The 17,407-nt window shown below is 62.7% G+C and carries 14 protein-coding genes; 2 read left to right on the top strand and 12 right to left on the bottom strand.

The genetic code is table 11. The features are described 5' to 3' along the window. Nucleotides 1-24: 24 nt before the first annotated feature. Together zwf and edd are read left to right on the top strand one after the other, a co-directional pair. Nucleotides 25-1,503, top strand: a complete 1,479-nt coding sequence (gene zwf / locus JJC00_RS16305) for a glucose-6-phosphate dehydrogenase (protein ID WP_200473537.1) — start codon at nucleotides 25-27, stop codon at nucleotides 1,501-1,503. A 192-nt stretch (nucleotides 1,504-1,695) separates the two neighbouring features. Then, nucleotides 1,696-3,522 (top strand): phosphogluconate dehydratase, encoded by a 1,827-nt coding sequence (edd, locus tag JJC00_RS16300; protein ID WP_433996530.1) that lies wholly within the window; start codon nucleotides 1,696-1,698, stop codon nucleotides 3,520-3,522. 296 nt (nucleotides 3,523-3,818) lie between these two features. On the opposite strand, the gene JJC00_RS16295 is transcribed toward edd, so the two are convergent. The 12 genes from JJC00_RS16295 to JJC00_RS16240 form a co-directional block, all read right to left on the bottom strand. Next, on the bottom strand, nucleotides 3,819-4,937 hold the full coding sequence (locus JJC00_RS16295; protein ID WP_200473536.1) for a branched-chain amino acid ABC transporter permease: 1,119 nt from the start codon (nucleotides 4,935-4,937) through the stop codon (nucleotides 3,819-3,821). Then, nucleotides 4,934-5,800, bottom strand: coding sequence for a branched-chain amino acid ABC transporter permease (locus JJC00_RS16290; protein WP_200473535.1), 867 nt, complete (start codon nucleotides 5,798-5,800; stop codon nucleotides 4,934-4,936). The genes JJC00_RS16295 and JJC00_RS16290 overlap by 4 nt, the downstream gene beginning before the upstream one ends. A 7-nt stretch (nucleotides 5,801-5,807) precedes the next feature. Then, a complete protein-coding gene (locus tag JJC00_RS16285; RefSeq protein WP_200473534.1) occupies nucleotides 5,808-6,512 on the bottom strand; it encodes an ABC transporter ATP-binding protein in 705 nt (234 codons plus the stop codon). Then, complete coding sequence (locus tag JJC00_RS16280; protein ID WP_200473533.1) at nucleotides 6,509-7,222, bottom strand: ABC transporter ATP-binding protein; 714 nt, start codon at nucleotides 7,220-7,222, stop codon at nucleotides 6,509-6,511. Before JJC00_RS16280 ends, JJC00_RS16285 begins: the two co-directional genes overlap by 4 nt. Before the next feature lie 44 nt (nucleotides 7,223-7,266). Next, the gene (locus JJC00_RS16275; protein ID WP_433996508.1) at nucleotides 7,267-8,595 is read right to left on the bottom strand and encodes an ABC transporter substrate-binding protein; all 1,329 of its coding nucleotides are present in this window, start codon (nucleotides 8,593-8,595) and stop codon (nucleotides 7,267-7,269) included. A gap of 66 nt (nucleotides 8,596-8,661) precedes the next feature. Next, the gene (locus JJC00_RS16270) at nucleotides 8,662-10,467 is read right to left on the bottom strand and encodes an FAD-dependent oxidoreductase (protein WP_200473532.1); all 1,806 of its coding nucleotides are present in this window, start codon (nucleotides 10,465-10,467) and stop codon (nucleotides 8,662-8,664) included. A 39-nt stretch (nucleotides 10,468-10,506) separates the two neighbouring features. Beyond that, nucleotides 10,507-11,442, bottom strand: a complete 936-nt coding sequence (locus tag JJC00_RS16265; RefSeq protein WP_200473531.1) for an intradiol ring-cleavage dioxygenase — start codon at nucleotides 11,440-11,442, stop codon at nucleotides 10,507-10,509. Nucleotides 11,443-11,620: 178 nt separating this feature from the next. Next, on the bottom strand, nucleotides 11,621-12,511 hold the full coding sequence (locus tag JJC00_RS16260) for a helix-turn-helix domain-containing protein (RefSeq protein ID WP_200473530.1): 891 nt from the start codon (nucleotides 12,509-12,511) through the stop codon (nucleotides 11,621-11,623). A gap of 875 nt (nucleotides 12,512-13,386) precedes the next feature. Then, nucleotides 13,387-14,391 carry a substrate-binding domain-containing protein gene (locus JJC00_RS16255; protein ID WP_200473529.1) on the bottom strand — a complete coding sequence of 335 codons (1,005 nt, stop codon included), beginning with the start codon at nucleotides 14,389-14,391 and terminating at the stop codon, nucleotides 13,387-13,389. 54 nt (nucleotides 14,392-14,445) lie between these two features. Further along, on the bottom strand, nucleotides 14,446-15,528 hold the full coding sequence (locus JJC00_RS16250) for an ABC transporter permease (RefSeq protein WP_246774232.1): 1,083 nt from the start codon (nucleotides 15,526-15,528) through the stop codon (nucleotides 14,446-14,448). 10 nt (nucleotides 15,529-15,538) lie between these two features. Beyond that, nucleotides 15,539-16,324, bottom strand: a complete 786-nt coding sequence (locus tag JJC00_RS16245) for an ATP-binding cassette domain-containing protein (protein WP_246774231.1) — start codon at nucleotides 16,322-16,324, stop codon at nucleotides 15,539-15,541. A gap of 245 nt (nucleotides 16,325-16,569) precedes the next feature. Continuing rightward, on the bottom strand, nucleotides 16,570-17,379 hold the full coding sequence (locus JJC00_RS16240) for an SDR family oxidoreductase (RefSeq protein ID WP_200473527.1): 810 nt from the start codon (nucleotides 17,377-17,379) through the stop codon (nucleotides 16,570-16,572). Between the last annotated feature and the right edge of the window lie 28 nt (nucleotides 17,380-17,407).

Genomic DNA, 17,407 nt, shown 5'->3' with positions numbered 1-17,407 from the left:
ATTGAGATTGAGAGAGGCCCTTGCATGACCAGCCGCGTGATACCGGTGGCTCCCTTTGTCCTGACCGTGTTTGGCGCGACGGGCGATCTCGCGCGCCGCAAGCTGCTACCGGCACTGTTTCATCGCGATTTTGCCGGCCAGTTGCCCGAAGAAGCGTCCATTCTCGGCGTGGCGCGGCGCGCGATGGCCCCGGACGAGTTCATTGCGTTGGCGCGCAAAGCCGTGATCGAGCATGTGCCGGTATCGATAGCGACCGGCCCCGAGCTCGAGCGCTTCCTGGCACGGCTGAATTATGTGGCGGTCGATGTCGAAGGTGAGGATGGCTGGACCGATCTGGCCGGGTTGATCACGCCCCATGCAGGTCGCATCCAGGTTCATTATCTGGCCACGGCACCGCATCTCTTCGGACCAATCTGCGAGAAGCTCGGCCGCTATGGTCTGGCTGAAAACGAAGCCCGGGTGGTGATCGAGAAGCCGATCGGCAAGGATCTCGCTTCGGCGATCCGGGTCAACGAAGCCATCGGCAAGGTCTTTCCGGAGGAGCGCGTGTACCGGATCGACCACTATCTCGGCAAGGAGACGGTGCAGAACCTGATGGCGCTGCGCTTTGCCAACGCGCTGTTCGAACCAGTCTGGAACGCCGCCCATATCGACCATGTCCAAATCACCGTCGCCGAGTGCCTCGGCGTCGAGGAGCGCGCAGATTATTACGATACGGCCGGCGCCATGCGCGACATGGTGCAGAACCACCTCCTCCAGCTCCTCTGCCTCGTCGCCATGGAGCCGCCGCCCTCGCTCGAGGCCGATGCGGTACGTGACGAGAAGCTCAAGGTGCTGCGCGCGCTGAAGCCGATCGACGAGCATAACGCGGCGAGCCTGACCGTGCGCGGCCAGTACCGCACAGGCGCCTCTGCAGGCGGCGCCGTCCCGGGCTACCTCGACGAGCTCGGCAGCAGCCTCAGCCGGACCGAGACCTTCGTGGCGTTGAAGGCCGAGGTGGCGAACTGGCGCTGGGCTGGCGTGCCCTTCTATCTGCGCACCGGCAAGCGCCTCGCCACACGTGTCTCGGAAATCGTGGTCGGCTTCCGGCCTGTGCCGCATTCGGCCTTCGGCGGGACGGCAGGGCCGATCCACGCCAATCAGCTGGTGATCCGGCTACAGCCGGACGAAGGGGTCAAGCTATGGCTGATGATCAAGGATCCCGGTCCCGGCGGCATTCGCCTCAGCCATGTGCCACTCGATATGAGTTTCGCCGAAGCCTTCAAGGTGCGCAATCCCGATGCCTATGAGCGCCTGATCCTGGATGTGGTGCGCGGCGACCAAACGCTGTTCATGCGCCGCGACGAGGTCGAGGCAGCCTGGCGTTGGGTCGATCCCATGCTGGATGCCTGGCGCATCATGAACGAACCACCGCGTCCCTATACCGCTGGCACCTGGGGCCCCTCGGCCGCGATCGCGCTGATCGAGCGCGACGGAAGGACGTGGCAAGAGGACGGAGTGTGAGGAGTCCGTATGCGGATGCGGCGCCGGCAGCGCCGCGAGCCCCGGCTCAACGCGTGCAGAGACTTTTGGGCTCTGTCGCCGACAAGCCTGTCAGTACGCGCGAAACATCTGCCGCGGGTTTGCCGCGTTTCTGATTGCAGCCCGACTAGACCAGCAAAGGAGATGCGGATGACCGACCAAGCCAACCACCCCATGATCAATGCCCGTATTGGCGAGGTGACCGATCGCATCGCCAAACGCTCCCACGACACGCGCGGGCGCTACCTCGACCGGCTGGCTGCTGCCGCCGACAACGGCCCGCGCCGCCAGAAACTCGGATGCGCCAATCAGGCCCATGGCTTCGCCGCCTGCGGACCCGGCGACAAGGCGATGCTGCGCGCCGGCGCAGCGGCCAATCTCGGCATCGTCACCGCCTATAACGATATGCTCTCCGCTCATCAGCCTTATGAGCGCTTTCCCGAGTTGATCCGCGCCACGGCCCGAGCCGCCGGTGGAGTTGCCCAGGTTGCGGGCGGCGTGCCGGCCATGTGCGACGGCATCACCCAGGGCGAGGCCGGCATGGAACTCTCGCTGTTCTCCCGCGACGTCATCGCGCTCGCCACCGCAGTGGCGCTCTCGCACCAGACTTTTGATGCGGCAGTGTTCCTCGGCATCTGCGACAAGATCGTGCCGGGCCTCGTGATCGGCGCGCTCTCCTTTGGTCATTTGCCGGCGGTGTTCATCCCGGCCGGACCGATGACCTCTGGCCTCTCCAATGACGAGAAGGCAAAGACCCGGCAGCTCTTCGCCGAGGGCAAGGTCAGCCGCGATGCACTGCTGGAGGCCGAAGCACAATCCTATCACGGCCCCGGCACCTGCACGTTCTACGGCACCGCCAATACCAACCAGATGGTGATGGAGATCATGGGCCTGCACCTGCCCGGCGCCTCATTCGTCAATCCCAATACGCCGCTACGTGATGCGCTCACCAAGGCAGCCGCCGAGCGCGCGATGGCGATCACCGCGCTTGGCAATGACTATACCCCGGTCGGGCGCATGCTGGACGAGCGCGCCTTCGTCAACGGCGTGGTCGGACTGCATGCCACCGGCGGCTCGACCAACCACACCCTGCACCTGGTCGCCATGGCCGCGGCCGCCGGCATCCGGCTGACCTGGGACGATTTCGCCGATCTCGCCGAAGCAACGCCGCTGCTCACGCGGATCTATCCGAACGGCAAGGCCGATGTGAACCATTTCCACGCCGCCGGAGGCATGGGCTTCGTCATCCGCGAGCTGCTTGGCGATGGGCTCCTGCATCGCGACGTCGAAACGGTCTGGGGCAAGGGGCTCGATGCCTATGTCCAGGAGCCGATGCTTGGCGCCGACGGCGCGCTCGCCTGGCGCGATGGCGCAAAATCCAGTGGCGACGAGGCGGTGCTGCGCGGCGCCAAGGCTCCTTTCCAACCGACCGGGGGCCTGACGCTGCTCACCGGCGATCTCGGTCGAGCGGTGATCAAGACCTCCGCAATCGCCAGGGAGCGTCACGTGATCGAGGCCCCGGCCTGCATCTTCCACAGTCAGGAAGCCTTGCAGGCGGCGTTCAAGGCCGGCGAGATCGAACGCGATTTCGTCGCGGTGGTGCGCTTCCAGGGGCCACGGGCAAACGGCATGCCCGAATTGCACAAGCTGATGCCACCGCTCGGCGTTTTGCAGGATCGCGGCTTCAAGGTCGCGCTGGTCACCGACGGACGGCTCTCGGGTGCATCCGGCAAAGTGCCGGCGGCGATCCATGTCACGCCGGAAGCCGTCGATGGCGGCCCGATCGCGCGCATTCGCGACGGCGACCTGGTCCGCCTCGATGCGGTGGCCGGCACCCTGACCGTGCAGGTGGATGCCGACGAATGGGCGGCACGCCGTCCGGCTGAAGCCGATCTTGAACCGTCACATTGGGGTGTCGGTCGGGAGCTGTTCGGCTCCCTCCGCACCAAGGTTGGCACGGCCGATCGCGGCGCGACGATTTTTTCTGACTTCCCCGCGTGACGCCACGAACCGCGCGATCGGCTTCGTTAGAACCAGCAATTTTCACTGGTGACAGTTGCTTCTCAGCGCATTGGGCTCGCCCTCGCCGTCCGTTTCGCCGGAAGGTGCGAATGTCGCAATCAAATTCCTTGTTTCCAATGCCATCGCAGAAGAGCCGTCCGCTCTCTGAAGGCCGCGTCGGCAGAAGCAATACGATGACGGCCAGCTTCTCTTGCTTCACGCAGACGTCGGCAAGTTCGAGGATTGCGGGTCACGCAAGCGCTTCGATCTGGTAATATTCGTTGTCGCAGCGCGACCTACTTTGCCAAATCGTTGTGGTGCGAATCACGGCTGAGCATGCGTTGAGTTGGAAAGAGCCGAATCTCCCACCGCCTCGAGATCTCGCCCCAGATGCCCTTGGGCATGAACAGCACTATTAAAATCGCAACGGTGCCGAGTACGACCAGATAGAGACTGCCGTATTGCGCCAGATGTGTGATCAGGCCCCACAACGTCAGCACGCCGATCATCGGTCCTTCGATGGTGCGGACGCCGCCGATCACCACGATGAAGATGACGTAAGCAGTCCAGTCGGTGACGCTAAACGCCGCATCCGGCGAAATCCGCGCCTTCTGGAGGTAGACGACCGCGCCGACCATGCCGGTCGCGAACGCAACCATGATCCAAAGCAGGTATCGGATGCGGCCGGTGCGCACGCCGACGCTCCGCGCGGCGGCGGCATTGTCCCGGCTGGCCGCGAGCGCGAGCCCCATCCGCGAGCGGGCGAACGCAGTGATGCCGAGGGTCACCATCACCGCGAGCAGCAGCGCGATCCAGTAGATCAGCACGTCCCGCGCGGCAGCGGGACGCATGCCAAACAGCGCCTGAACCGGTTTCAGGCCGATCATCTGCGACAGATCCGATGGCGAGATCGACATGCCGGTGCCGCCGCCGAGTGTCTTGAATTGCGCGCAGACGAGCCGCAGCGCTTCCGCCGCCACCCAACTGCCGATGGCAAAATAAGGGCCGTCCAATCGAAACAGCAACGGTCCCAGCATGGCGGCGACCACGGCCGCAAACAGACCGGCGAGCGGGATCGCGAACATCGGATCAATCTGGACCATGATGACGCCGGCAAACAGCGCATACGCACCGAGTCCGACGAACGCCTGCTGCCCGACCGAGACCAGACCGCCCCATCCCGCCAGCACGTTCCACAATTGCGCCAGGGTCAGCATCGTGAACACGAAAATCAGATCTTGAATCAAGTTGCGCGACGCGATCGCCGGCAGCAACGCCAACGCCACCATGATGGCCGCAGCGGCAATCGCCGCTGCGCGCGACAGCGACGTACCGACGCGTACCCGCCACACCGGCGCGGCTTCAGCGTTCTCGATCTCGATCTCGATCTTCTCGCGCACGGCCACCACACTCATGCTCGCCTCGATGGGAACAGACCACGGGGACGAACCATCAACACCACCAGGAAAGCGAGATGGCCGGCGAGAATCTGCCACTCGGGATTGATCCGCGCGCCAATGGTTTGCGCCAGACCGAGCACGATGCCACCTGCTAGCGTGCCCCACAGGCTGCCCAAGCCGCCGATGATCACCGCCTCGAACGCATAGAGCAGCCGCGCCGGTCCGATCGAGGGATCGAAATTGGCACGGATGCCGAACGTGATCGCGGCGATCACCGAGACCGCAAGCGAGATCCCCACCGCGACGGCGTAGATGCTGCGCTCGTTGATGCCCATCAGCTGCGCGATCTGCGGATTGTCGGCGGTCGCGCGAAACGCCCGGCCGAGCGACGTACGATAGAAAAGCAGTTGCAGCAGCGCGACGGCAATGATGGCGGTGAGCAAGGCCGTCAGCGGCGCGAGACCGACGCTCAATCCCCCCGCCAGCGCCACCGACGATGACTCGAACGCACCGGCCTGGAGCCTGTGGCTGTCGGCGCCATACGCCAGCAGCAAGCCATTCTGAATGACGATGGAGAGCCCGAATGTCACCAGCAATGGCGGCAGGATGTCGTCCCCAAGCACCCGCTCGAGCACCAGCCGCTGCAAGGCAAAGCCGGCCGCAAACATCACCACCACGATCATCAGCGTGGCGACGATCAAGGGAACGCCGAGCACGGTTGTGACGCTGAATAACAAATAGGCCGCAAGCAGGATCAAGTCGCCATGCGCCAGATTGACCAGCCGCATGATGCCGAAGATCAGCGAGAGCCCCAAGGCGAACAGTGCATAAACGCCGCCAAGCAGCACACCCTCGATCGCCGTGTCCAGTCCGATCATCGCGGCCTCATGTTCCGAAATACGCCGAGTGAATGGCGTCCTGGCTCGCTTCCGCCGGCCGGCCCGCGAGCGTGACCCGGCCCTCCTGCAGGCAGTAGAAGCGATCGGTGCTGCGCAGCGCGCGGGCGATGTCCTGCTCGACGACGATGATGCCGGTGCCGTTGTCGCAAATCCGCGGCAGCATCCGGTAGATGTCCTCCACGATGATGGGCGCGAGGCCAAGGCTGATCTCGTCGCAGAGCAGGACCGATGGATTGGACATCAACGCGCGGCCGATTGCCACCATCTGCTGCTGGCCGCCCGACAGCACGGTGACGCTGCCGCGCCTTCGTTCATGCAGCACCGGAAACATCCGGTACACCGATGCCAGATCCCACGGCGAGGTGCGCTCACCGCCGAACGCGCCGATCAAAAGATTTTCCTCGACGGTTAGCGAGGGAAACAACTGCCGGCCTTCCGGCACCAGCGCGAGCCCCAGCCGCACGATGCTTGCAGCCGGACTATCGCCGATCTGCCGGCCGGCAAGACGGACCGCATCGGGCCGGTTGCGCACCAGTCCTGCCAGCGACTTCAACAGCGTCGATTTGCCCGCGCCGTTTGCGCCAATCACTGCCACCGCCTCGCCTTCTCGGAGCTCGAAATCGATACCGAACAGCGCCTGGAAGTCGCCATAGAACGCATCGAGTGCGGTGACCCTGAGCAGCGCGGTCATGCCGGCACTCCCATGTAGATGGTCTGCACCTCGCTGGAGCGCATGACCTCCGACGGCGCACCCTGCGCGACCACCCGCCCGAAATCCAGCACCGCCAGCCGTTGCACCACCGCCAGCAGCGCGTGAACCACGTGCTCGATCCAGATGATGGCGATGCCTTCCGCGTGAATGGTACGAATGGTCGCGATCAGCTCGTGACACTCGCCTTCGGTCAGGCCGCCGGCGATTTCATCGAGTAGCAACGCGCGCGGACAGGTGGCGAGCGCACGCGCCAGTTCCAGACGCTTGCGATCGAGCAGCGGCAGGCTTCCCGCCAGCCGGTTGGCCTTCGCCTCAAGTCCGGTCAGCACCAGCGTCCGGCCGCAGACCTGAACGGCCTCGGCCTCCCCCAGGCCGCCGCCGAACAGAGCCGCGACCGAGAGATTTTCGAACACCGACAGATGATCGAATGGCCGCGGGATCTGAAAGGACCGACCGATGCCCGCACGGCATCGGTCTTCCGGCGCAAGATCCGTGATGTCCTCGCCATCCAGGACGATGCGGCCGGAATCCGGCCGCAGCATCCCGGTGATGAGGTTGAACAGCGTCGACTTGCCGGCGCCGTTGGGTCCAATGACGCCGAGCGCTTCGCCGGACGACAGGCGGAGGTCGATGCGCTCGGCCACGACGATGGCGCCGAACGCCTTGGAGACGGCTTTGAGTTCAAGCATCGTTGCGACCCGTTATCGATCAAAAAATGCGAAATGCGCCGGCGTTAACTCAGCGCCTGCATGTCGCCACCGAGCGGAATCTGCGGGGCCTGTTTATTTTCGGTGATGACCATGTCGTACTTTTCGTCGTTCAAACGCCACTGGCCACCGACGAGCGGCGTCTTGGCGATATTCTTCGCGGCGAACGGCGGCACCTTGTCGGAGCCGAACGCCACCGGTCCCACGATGGTTTCGAGCTTGGTAGTGCCGATCGCCTTCGCAAGCGCGGCGCCATCGGTCGGATCACCAGCGCGCTTGATGGCATCGACCGCGACCTCGAACAGCGAATGGACGAAGCCGATCGGCTGGGTCCATTGCTTGCCGGACGCTTGCTCGTAACCCTTGGCGAGATCCCTGGCGCTGACGCCGGTCAGGCTCGATTTGTAGGGATGGCTCGGGGTCCACCACACCTCGGTCGAGATGTTGTTGCCGCTCTTGCCCAGCGCCAGAACAGTGGTCGGGAACAACAGTGCCTTGGCGACCGACACGACCTTGGGCTTGAAGCCCTTCTGACGTGACTGATTCCAGAACGTCGTAAAGTCCGGCGGGATGATCACGCCGGTGACGATCTCGGCGTCGGCGCCGCGGAACGCAGAGATTTGCGAGGAGAAGTCGTCGGTCAGATTCTGGAAACGGCCCGGATCGGTCAGCTTGAAACCTTGCGTCGAAAGCACCGGCGGGAAGCCGATACCCTTGTCGCCCCAAGCATTGCCATCGGCGTCGTTCGGAAACAGCGCACCGACCGATTTGTTGGTCGCGACCTGCTGCCACATGCCTGTGAACACGCCGATGACGTCTTCAAGCCCCCAGAAATAATGGAAGGTGTAGTCGAACGGCTTCCAAGTCTTGGGATCACCTGGATTGGCCTGCCGGCCGATGAAATTGGTCTGCCACGGCGCCACGCTCGAGATGCAGGGGATCTGCTCGAGCTCGCATTGCGTCGCCACCGGATTGTTGGTCTCGGGCGTAGCGGCGACCAGGATCAGCGAAACATTGTCGCGCGTGATCAGCTCCTTGGCGACCTCTGCCGCACGATTCGGATTCGACTGGCTGTCCTTGGTCACGACCTCGATCGGATAGGTTTGCGAGCCGACCTTCACGCCGTCCTTGACGAATTTGCGGAATTCACTAAGCACGAAATCGTCTGCCTCGGCGAAAGCGGCGAGCGGCCCGCTTTTCGGCGAGACATAGCCGACCTTGATCGGCTTTGCGGCACGAACCGCGGGGGCGAACAACGTCATCGCGCCGGTCGCAGCGATGCCGCCGGCGAGGCCTTGCAGAATGCGGCGACGACTCATTCCTGCCGCCGGATATCCAAATGTCTTGCTGGTCATATGATTTTCCCTCCTCCGTGTCGGCCGGTGCATAGCCGGCCGCAATTCATTTGCTTGAAAGCCTCGTCAGGCCGCGGCGACGGAAGCCTCGGAGCGCCCCGTTTCGGCGGCGCGGCCGAGCAATTGTCCGAATACGCCGATCAGGACATCCGAAGCGCCCGCCACGGCTTGCCTGGCGCGCCAGGCGACGTAGATGTCCGGCCGCACCACGACGCAGCCGTCCTCATCGACCTCGCTCTGCCGATACCAGTCGGCATAGATGTCCTGCGCATCGCAGCCGGCGGGACCAATGCTCACGACATCGACGGGCAAGCCATAGGCCGCTTCAACCGCGGCGGCGGCATCACGCCAGCATTCGCCGCCGATGCCGGTCAGCAGGGTGAAACGACCCTTGCCGACGAGGTCGAGCGTCGACTTGCGAACGCCGTGATGCTCGATCCAGACATGGGGAAGATGCGCGCCCGGCCAGGTGGTGGCGTGGTAATAGAGCTCGTGGTCGCGGGTGAACGCCGGCTCCGCCGTGCCGTCGGAGACCACGGCGCTGGACGCGTAGCGCTGGTTCATCTCGACGCCGTGACAGTTGAACTCGTAGCTCTTGTGCGCAATCGCGGCATAAAGCTTCTTGCGCCGCGCCTTGCCTTCCTCGGTCGGAGCCTTACGCGCCTCGATATTCTTCCTCGCCTGATCCGGATCGGTGGACGACAGCAAGCCGACCGCCTCGAAGATCGGCGGAAAGTCGCCGATGCTCTTGTTGGCGCGGGTCACGATCTGCTTCCCGACTGGCTGACGTTCCGCGGAGTAGCTGTCGAGCAGCGCTGGCGCTGCCTTGTTCTCCAGAACCAGTTTCAGCTTCCAGCACAGATTGTAGGCGTCCTGTATCGAGGTGTTGGAGCCGAGCCCGTTGGTTGGCGGGTGCCGGTGCACCGCGTCGCCCATGCAAAACACCCGGCCCGACGAATAGTGCCCCGCATACATTTCATTGACCGTCCATGTCGAGGTCGACCGGACCGTGACCTCGATCGTCTCGTCGCCGACCAGATTGCGCACGATCGAAATCGCCTCATCATCGGTCAGTTGCCGTTCGCCCTGCTCGATGTCGTAACCCCAGATGAACAGCCATTCGTTCCACGGCCGAACCATGCGCACCAGGCCGGCCCCGATGCCGCCGATCTGCGCGCCGGGTTGCAGCACCCAGTACAAAACGCTCGGTCGATGGGCGACGTATTTGGTGAGATCAGCTTGCACGATGATGTTCATGCTGCCGGCGCGGCCCATCTGTCCCTGCATCGGCAGGCCGATGACCTCGGCGACGCGGCTGCGACCGCCGTCGGCGCCGATCAGGTATTTGGCGCGGATCTCGTAGGTCTCCCCGGTCTGCCGATCCTTCACGGTCGCGCTGACGCCGTCGGCGTCCTGGACCAGATCGACGAATTCGGTGTTGAATCGGATCGAGGTACCGCGCTGGCCCGCGGCCTCGAGCAAAATCGGCTCCAGAAAATTCTGCGGCAGGTCGCAGATGCTGACCGGGCTCGCCAGTTCATAGTCGGCGCGCCTCGCCGGATGATTGCCCCACGAATACAACCGGCCGAGCTCTTCACCCGCGAGGCTTTCACAGAACACGTTGTTGGCCATCAGATGCTGCGGGGTCGCCTGGGCAACGGCCTTTTCCTCAAGGCCAAGGTCGCGCAACACTTCCATGGCCCGCTGGTTGGTGATGTGGGCGCGTGGTGTATCGGCGAGCCAGCCATATTTGGTCACCAGAATATGCTTGACGCCGTACATGCCGAGCAGCGCCGCGGCGGTCCCACCGGCGGGCCCGCTTCCAACCACCAGAACGTCCGTCTCAACTGTGGTCCTAACCGTCTTGGCCATTTCCCTCTCCCAATTTCGTCTGTGACGTACGAGATCGCGCTACTTCGCTGCGACCATCATCGGCCGCGGCACGACGCCCGTCCCCGGCTTCATCTGAAATTCATAAGACATGAGATGCCACGACCCGGATGCTGGCGTGCCATCGGGCATCACCGGCAGGTCGTGACGTTCGACCCTGGCCACAAGCTCGTCTTTGACGCCGAACACCGCATCCGAGGCGAGGTATTCGTCGCCTTCGATGAACACGTGCGTCACCAGCGGCTCAAAGCCTTTCGCCTTGACCAGGAAGTGGACATGGGCCGGGCGCATCGGATGACGTTTGGTCGCCGCGATCAAATCGCCGACCGGGCCATCGGTCGGGATCGGATAGCTGCAGGGCAGAATGGTGCGGAACGAGAACCGCCCCTCGGCGTCGGTAACGAACCGCGCCCGCAGCGATGGACCTTGCGTCTCATAGGATGGCTTTTGCGAATCGTAGAAGCCGTCGTCGTCGGCGTGCCAGACGTCGATCTCGGCGCCCGCGAGCGGCTGGCCGGCCAAATCGGTGACGCGGCTGCGTACGAACATCGGCTCGCCGGTGATGCCCCGCGAAATATCGGAGCCGTGCGGCGTCGGCTTGTGTTCGCCGACATAGAACGGCCCAAGCACGGTGGTCTGGGTGGCGCCTTCCCGTTCGCGGTGATTGACCGCATCGACCAGCATCGACACGCCGAGCACGTCGGAGAGCAAGATGAATTCCTGCCGCAGCGGCGTGCAAGTCTGTCCGGTTCGGGTCAGGAAATCGATCGCCAGCTCCCACTCTTCAAAAGTGAGATTGGTGCGGCGCACGAGATCGTGCAGCGACGTCACGACCTGTTCGAGAATAAATTTGAGCCTGGGATCTGGTGTGGCGTCAAAGCTGCGGATCACTTCCGCGGTGAGTTCCTGATCGTCGAACTTGCCTGCATGTTTGGCATCAATACCGGCGATGCTCATGGCGTCCTCCCGCGCCGGAGGTCCGGCGATCTGGATTGCTTGTCGTTTTGGGTGGGAGGCTATGCGCGACGGGCGGTGCGGGCCTGCACGAAACCGGAGGACTCCTGCACAAAACTGCGAAAATGATGCCCTCTCCTGCCAAGAGGACAAAAGACCGGCTTAGCGCACGGACGCGCGTTCAGTGGGGGCCGCGGTAGCGGCCCGGGGTCATGCCGGTGAAGCGGCGGAACATGCGCGTCAGGTGTTCCTGGTGCGAGAAGCCGCATTGCAGGGCGACATCGGCGATGCTCGAGCCTTCCTCGCAAAGCAACGCCTTGGCGCGCTCGATCCGAAGATTGAGCACGTATTGATAAGGCGAGATGCCGACCGTCGCCTTGAAGATACGCACGAAATATTCGGTGCTGCGGCCGCAGACGGCCGCCATCATGTCCAGCCGGATATCGTTCTCGAGGTTGGCCTCGACGAAGTCGCGGATTCGCTGCATCTGCCGATGGTTCAGCCGCTGCGTCTGCTTGCCCGGCTCGACCGCCGGTGTGTGATAATTGATGGCTATGAAGCGGTTGGCGATCGCCTTGACGATCGGATCGACGAACAGCGATGCGGCCGGCAGGTCACCGATGATGGTCTCGCCGATCGCCGCGGCGAGATGCTCGAGGACCGCGTCGCTCTCGCCAAGCCTGGGAGCCAGTCCGCCGACGACGTTGTGGGCGCCCCTCTCCTGATCCGCGAACAGGTCGGAGCGAAGATAGATGTGGGTCGTATCGAGCGCGGCACGCAGCGCAACGTCGCATTCATGGCCAGCCGGGAGAAAGAACACGCCGCCCTTAGGGATGTGCCGGTTAATGGATCTTCCGTCCACGGTATAAGTGATATCGACCGGGCCGCCGCGATGCAGGACCATCAGGCTGTCCGAGAGCACATGCAGCTTGCCCTCATAGGCTCGTTCGCGCTGGATCGAGGCAAATGCCGAAGACCAGCCCAGGCCCTCGCTTGAGGCGCGGATGTCGGCCTGGAACCGGTGCAGGATACGATGGGTGTCCTCTATCCCAAAGACCGGTTTCAATTGCATTGGGCGGCCAGCACGGTTTGAGGCGTCAGGCGCGGAAGTGAAGCCCAAGAGCTGTAGAATTTCAACAGACGGGAGGAGCCAATTGCCGCGCAGTTCCGGGTTTGGCCATTTTGTTGCAGTGCGACACGTCGATGAATCCCTATGCGAAATCCTCTGATTGTCGAACCTGCCTGTAGCCCTTTAGCAATTGGCTGGTGGGCGCCGCGCAGACTCGGTGTTTTCCGTAGGCATTCCTACGAGCCCTCGAGTTCTTCCGACGTGCTCCGAAATGCTGACACCTCTGATCGCGCAGATTGTCCGATTTGCTCGCCCCAATATCCAAATCTAGGACGCGCACAGAGTCACCGCGTACCAATGGGACTGTACGCGGTATGGTGCTCAGGATGAGGAGGAACTGGCGGAGAGAGTGGGAGTCAAACCCAAGATCTTCGATCATTCAACCTCGAACAACTGAGACTGCTCGTAAGCACTCGCCCGCTTCCTGCACTCGGAAATTCAAACCGTGGACATGCGCCACAGGCCTGCTCACGTAAGCTGTGACAAGATTTTTCTTGATCTGCCGGTGCACACGTCGTGCACACGCCGCCTTCTAACCAACTGAAATTACTGAACTCTCGCTCCGATCCATCATGGGCAAGTTTGAGCCAACCGCTGCCAACAACATCAGGGCCGATAAGTTGTGGTCAACCTTACGCCAACGACTGCCCCTCCCCTAAGCCGCGGTTCGTATGCTGGCGATGCCTCTCACAGCTCGGCAATAGTGCCCCCGAGGTCAGGTACGATTGAAGATCCCAGGCGGCTCGCGGCTGCATTCGATTTCATCGTCGTGAAACGGCAGCGGGCTAGGTACCTAGCCCGCCGCCGTCAAGCTCGGACTACTTCGCAATGCAGGTGTCGACGTTCTTGGACGTGCAAACGTCGAGTCCCGTATAGGTCGGATCTTTGGGCGGAGCCTTGCCTTCCTTGACGTCCTTCAGCGCGAACATGGTCTTGTAGCCCATCTCAAACGGACGCTGTCCCACTTGGCCGAGCGAAAACCCCTCCTTCATCTGGTCGATCTGAACCGGCAGTGTGTCGGCAACCACCAACGCTAACTCCTTCTTGGCGATCTTGTCCTTGAAGGGCGCAACCGCAGCGCGGTTGGCGTCCGGTACGAATTGCGGGAAGCCGCCCGTCGGCGTGAATGCGTCCAGGCTGGGGTTCTTTGCCATGGTGTCCTGGAATTGCTGCACCGACAGAGGGAAATCGTCGTTGGTGTAGAGCGGGCAGCCGTCGATCTCTTTCCAGCCATTCTGTCCAGTCAGCCGCTCCCCGGGCGATTGCGCAGACTCCTTGCCGGCCAGCGTGTCACGGATGCCCTTCATGCGCTCATTGTGGTTGGCTGCAGCTGCGCCGCCGGACTGGATACAGATCGAGCCGCCTTTCGGCTTGATGGTCTGCACGATCTTGGCGATGTTGACGCCAATTTCGTAGTTGTGGGTGCCAATATAGGCAAGGCGCAGATCCTTGTTCTCGGGGAGAACGTCGGAGTCCCAGGTCAACACGGGAATGCCTGCGCCCTTGGCGGCCTGCAGCGCGACGGCCATCGCTGCAGCGTTGGCCGGTGCCACGGCAATGCCGTCCACCTTCTTTGCAACGAGGTCCTGCACGATCTGCACCTGCTCCTCGCCGCCGCCGTGCTCTCCGGGGCCGATATACATGCATTGGAAGGCGCCCTTGGACTCGGCTTCCGCCTTCTTGCAACCGTCGCGCGCCTGGTCGAAGAACGGATTGTTCATGTTCTTGGGAACGAGCGCAAAGGTGAACTTCTGCTGCGCGTAGGCCTGTCCTCCCATCAGCGCTGAAAACGCGACGGCAGCCATTAGTAGATGTTTATACACGTGTCTCCTCCCTTTTGTTGATTCCAAGTCTCCGACACTATCTCCATCGGATTCCTAACTACGCTTCCAGACAACCCACTCACGGATCGTAGCGACCAGCGACGTTCCGCTCGCCTGCATGCCGAGCAGCACGGCGATGACGATGAACATGCCAACGAAGGCACCTTGCCAGTTCGAATCTATGCCGGCCATCAAAAGCGCGTTGCGAATAACCTCGAGGAACGCCGAGCCGATCACGGCGCCGAAGGCGGTCCCATAGCCGCCCATCAGGTTGGCGCCGCCGATGACCGTGCCGGCGATGACGCGGAGCTCGTAGCCGGTCCCCATCGCGTTGATGGCCGAGCCGCTGTAGCCAAGGAGCAGCAGCGAGGCGATGGAGGCCGTGAACGACGAAAGGACGTAGGCCTGGAACTTGATCCAGTCGACCGGCACGCCGGTCAGGCGCGCGGCGTTCTCGTTGGAGCCGATCGCGTAGAGGTGGCGCGCCCAGGCCGTGAATATGAAGATGGCGCCAAGAATGGAGGCAAGAATCAGCATTACCCAAAAATGGGAGGACAACTCCGGAATCGAGCGTGGCGCCCAGCCAGCTGGCGCATGGAGCGGCCATTTTGCCTGGCCGATTGCCCTGACGATCGGCGCGTCCGGACCAAACTGGTACAGCATCTGGTTGCCGGACAGCACGACGGCCAGCGAGCGCGCGATCGACAGCATACCGAGCGTCACGACGAAGGACGGCATGCCAACATAGGCAACAAAGAAACCATTGAAAGCGCCGCACGCCAGTCCCGCGAGGAGTCCGGCGGCGAAGGCGACGTACCAGGGATGATGCCAGGTCAGCAGCAACCCGGTGACAATGGCAACGAGCCCCATCACCGAACCGACGGATAGATCGATGCCCCCTGTGATGATGACCACAGTCATGCCGAGGCTCATGATCGCAAGCGGAGCGAAGTTGCGCGTGATGTTTGTTACGTTGTCGGCTGTGCCGAAACTCGGCTCCAGCCAGGTCATGAAGATCACCAGAGCCAAGAGCGCGGCTGCGACCCAGAATGCCTGACTGGTCACCAGGCGTTGGAAGGCCGTCTGCTCGCGAATGCTGACGACGTCGCTGAGTGCGGCGTGTGTTTCTTCTATCACTTTGGTGGAGCTAGGCTTCACGGATCGCCCCCGTAATCAGGCCGGTGATCTGCTCCGGCGAGGTCGCTGCGGTTTCCTTGTCAGCCACTTTTGAGCCACGCCGGAGCACAATGATACGATCGCAGACGGTAAACACGTCAGGCATGCGGTGGCTGATCAGCATCACCGATACCCCGCGAGACTTCAGTCGGCGGATGAGCTCGAGCACTTCGGCGACCTGTCGTACAGAAATGGCAGCAGTCGGCTCGTCCATCAGGACGAGCTTGGGGTTGGACAGCCGGGCCCGGGCAATCGCAACAGCCTGGCGTTGCCCCCCGGACATCTTTTTCACGAGGTCCCGTGGACGAGTTTCCGACTTAAGCTCCGCGAAGAGCTCGCCGGCGCGTCCGATCATCGACTGCTTGTCGAGGATGCGGAACGGCCAGATCCCCTTCTTGACTTCCCTTCCGAGGAAAACGTTCTCCGCTGCGGTGAGGTTGTCGGCGAGCGCAAGCTCCTGATAGACAACTTCGATGCCCTCGGCCCGCGCTTCGATTGGCCGGTGAAAATGGCATGCCTTGCCGTCGACGACGATGGCGCCCTCGGTTGGCGGGAAGTTTCCGGCGATCAGCTTCACCATGGTCGATTTGCCGGCGCCGTTGTCGCCCATCAGCCCGACCACTTCCCCCGCATCGATCGAAAAGCTGACATCGGACAGCGCGCGAATGGCACCAAAGCTCTTCGAGATGCTTCGCACATCGAGCAAAGCCACGCATTCCCTCCATCGTGCGATGGCGGCTCTATCCGGCCGCTTCATATCGCCTGCAATTAATATTGCACGAACTACGTTTGCGCAATACCTATTTCACTTGCTAGGCGGGTGTCCTTGCCGTGGATCGTTCATGGCGGCTTGGCCAGAACGCCCGGAAATCAGAAGTGCGAGAGACCATATCATTGCTCGCCGGGCTAAAATGGGCGACACGAGAGCACCGACGCCATCAACGAAGCCAAAGGCCAGTGCGGTCGCCGTTCGTCACAAAGAAAAGCCTGCCTCGGATCGTCTCAGAGCGGCGTTTCCGGTTGCGGCGACGTATCGTAGGCGCCCCAGATGCTTTGATCGAAGTTGATTGTGGCTCCCGTCATCATTCCGGACTCGTCGCAGGACAGGAACGCAACGGCTCGCGCGACCTCGATGGGATCGAGCAATCGGCCGAAGGGCTGCTGCGCGGCGGCTTCTTCGAGCCAGTTCGCAGACCGGCCATGGTGGACCTGCTGCGTGTTGAACTCGCCTTCCGAGGCCATCCATCCAATGTTGAGACCGTTGACACGGATGCGGTTGCGCAGCAGCGCATGAGCGGTATTTCGCGTCAGCGTATCGAGTGCCCCCTTCGATGCGCAATAAGCAGCAATGAAGGATTGGCCCCCCATCGCCGACATTGAAGAGACGTTGACGATCGTGCCCTGCACGCTGTCGCGGCGCATGAGCTTGATCGCGTCCTGCATCAGAAAGAAGGGGGCGCGCGTATTGACGGCGAAGATCTTGTCGAAAAGCTCGGGGCTTGTGTCGATGATGGTGCCGCGGCTTGTGTCGCCCGCGGCGTTCACCAAGGCGTCGACGCGCCCGAAGGCCCTGTCCGCTTCAGCCACGACTTTGGCGCAATCCTCGATCTTTGTCAGGTCAGCGCGCACGAATGCCACGGCTGCGCCCGTGGCTGTGGCGATTGCATCGGCCTTTGCTCGCCCCTTCGTCTCGTCACGACCGCACGTTACGATGCCCTTCGCGCCGCGCTCGGCGAAGAGTTTGGCGATGGCGGCACCGAGCCCCTGCGTACCGCCCGTGACAATCGCGATCTTTCCATCCATCGAAGTCATACAAGTTCTCCAACGATCGGATCGGGCT

It is taken from the genome of Bradyrhizobium diazoefficiens (genome assembly GCF_016616885.1).
Lineage (GTDB): Bacteria > Pseudomonadota > Alphaproteobacteria > Rhizobiales > Xanthobacteraceae > Bradyrhizobium > Bradyrhizobium diazoefficiens_F.
Note: the sequence above shows the minus strand (reverse complement) of the source record. Positions and strands in the feature narration are given on the sequence as shown.

Coding starts and splice junctions, on each gene's coding strand:
- zwf (WP_200473537.1), top strand. CDS start 25: ATGACCAGCCGCGTGATACCGGTGGCTCCCTTTGTCCTGACCGTGTTT.
- edd (WP_433996530.1), top strand. CDS start 1,696: ATGATCAATGCCCGTATTGGCGAGGTGACCGATCGCATCGCCAAACGC.
- JJC00_RS16295 (WP_200473536.1), bottom strand. CDS start 4,937: ATGAGTGTGGTGGCCGTGCGCGAGAAGATCGAGATCGAGATCGAGAAC.
- JJC00_RS16290 (WP_200473535.1), bottom strand. CDS start 5,800: ATGATCGGACTGGACACGGCGATCGAGGGTGTGCTGCTTGGCGGCGTT.
- JJC00_RS16285 (WP_200473534.1), bottom strand. CDS start 6,512: ATGACCGCGCTGCTCAGGGTCACCGCACTCGATGCGTTCTATGGCGAC.
- JJC00_RS16280 (WP_200473533.1), bottom strand. CDS start 7,222: ATGCTTGAACTCAAAGCCGTCTCCAAGGCGTTCGGCGCCATCGTCGTG.
- JJC00_RS16275 (WP_433996508.1), bottom strand. CDS start 8,595: ATGACCAGCAAGACATTTGGATATCCGGCGGCAGGAATGAGTCGTCGC.
- JJC00_RS16270 (WP_200473532.1), bottom strand. CDS start 10,467: ATGGCCAAGACGGTTAGGACCACAGTTGAGACGGACGTTCTGGTGGTT.
- JJC00_RS16265 (WP_200473531.1), bottom strand. CDS start 11,442: ATGAGCATCGCCGGTATTGATGCCAAACATGCAGGCAAGTTCGACGAT.
- JJC00_RS16260 (WP_200473530.1), bottom strand. CDS start 12,511: ATGCAATTGAAACCGGTCTTTGGGATAGAGGACACCCATCGTATCCTG.
- JJC00_RS16245 (WP_246774231.1), bottom strand. CDS start 16,324: ATGAAGCGGCCGGATAGAGCCGCCATCGCACGATGGAGGGAATGCGTG.
- JJC00_RS16240 (WP_200473527.1), bottom strand. CDS start 17,379: ATGACTTCGATGGATGGAAAGATCGCGATTGTCACGGGCGGTACGCAG.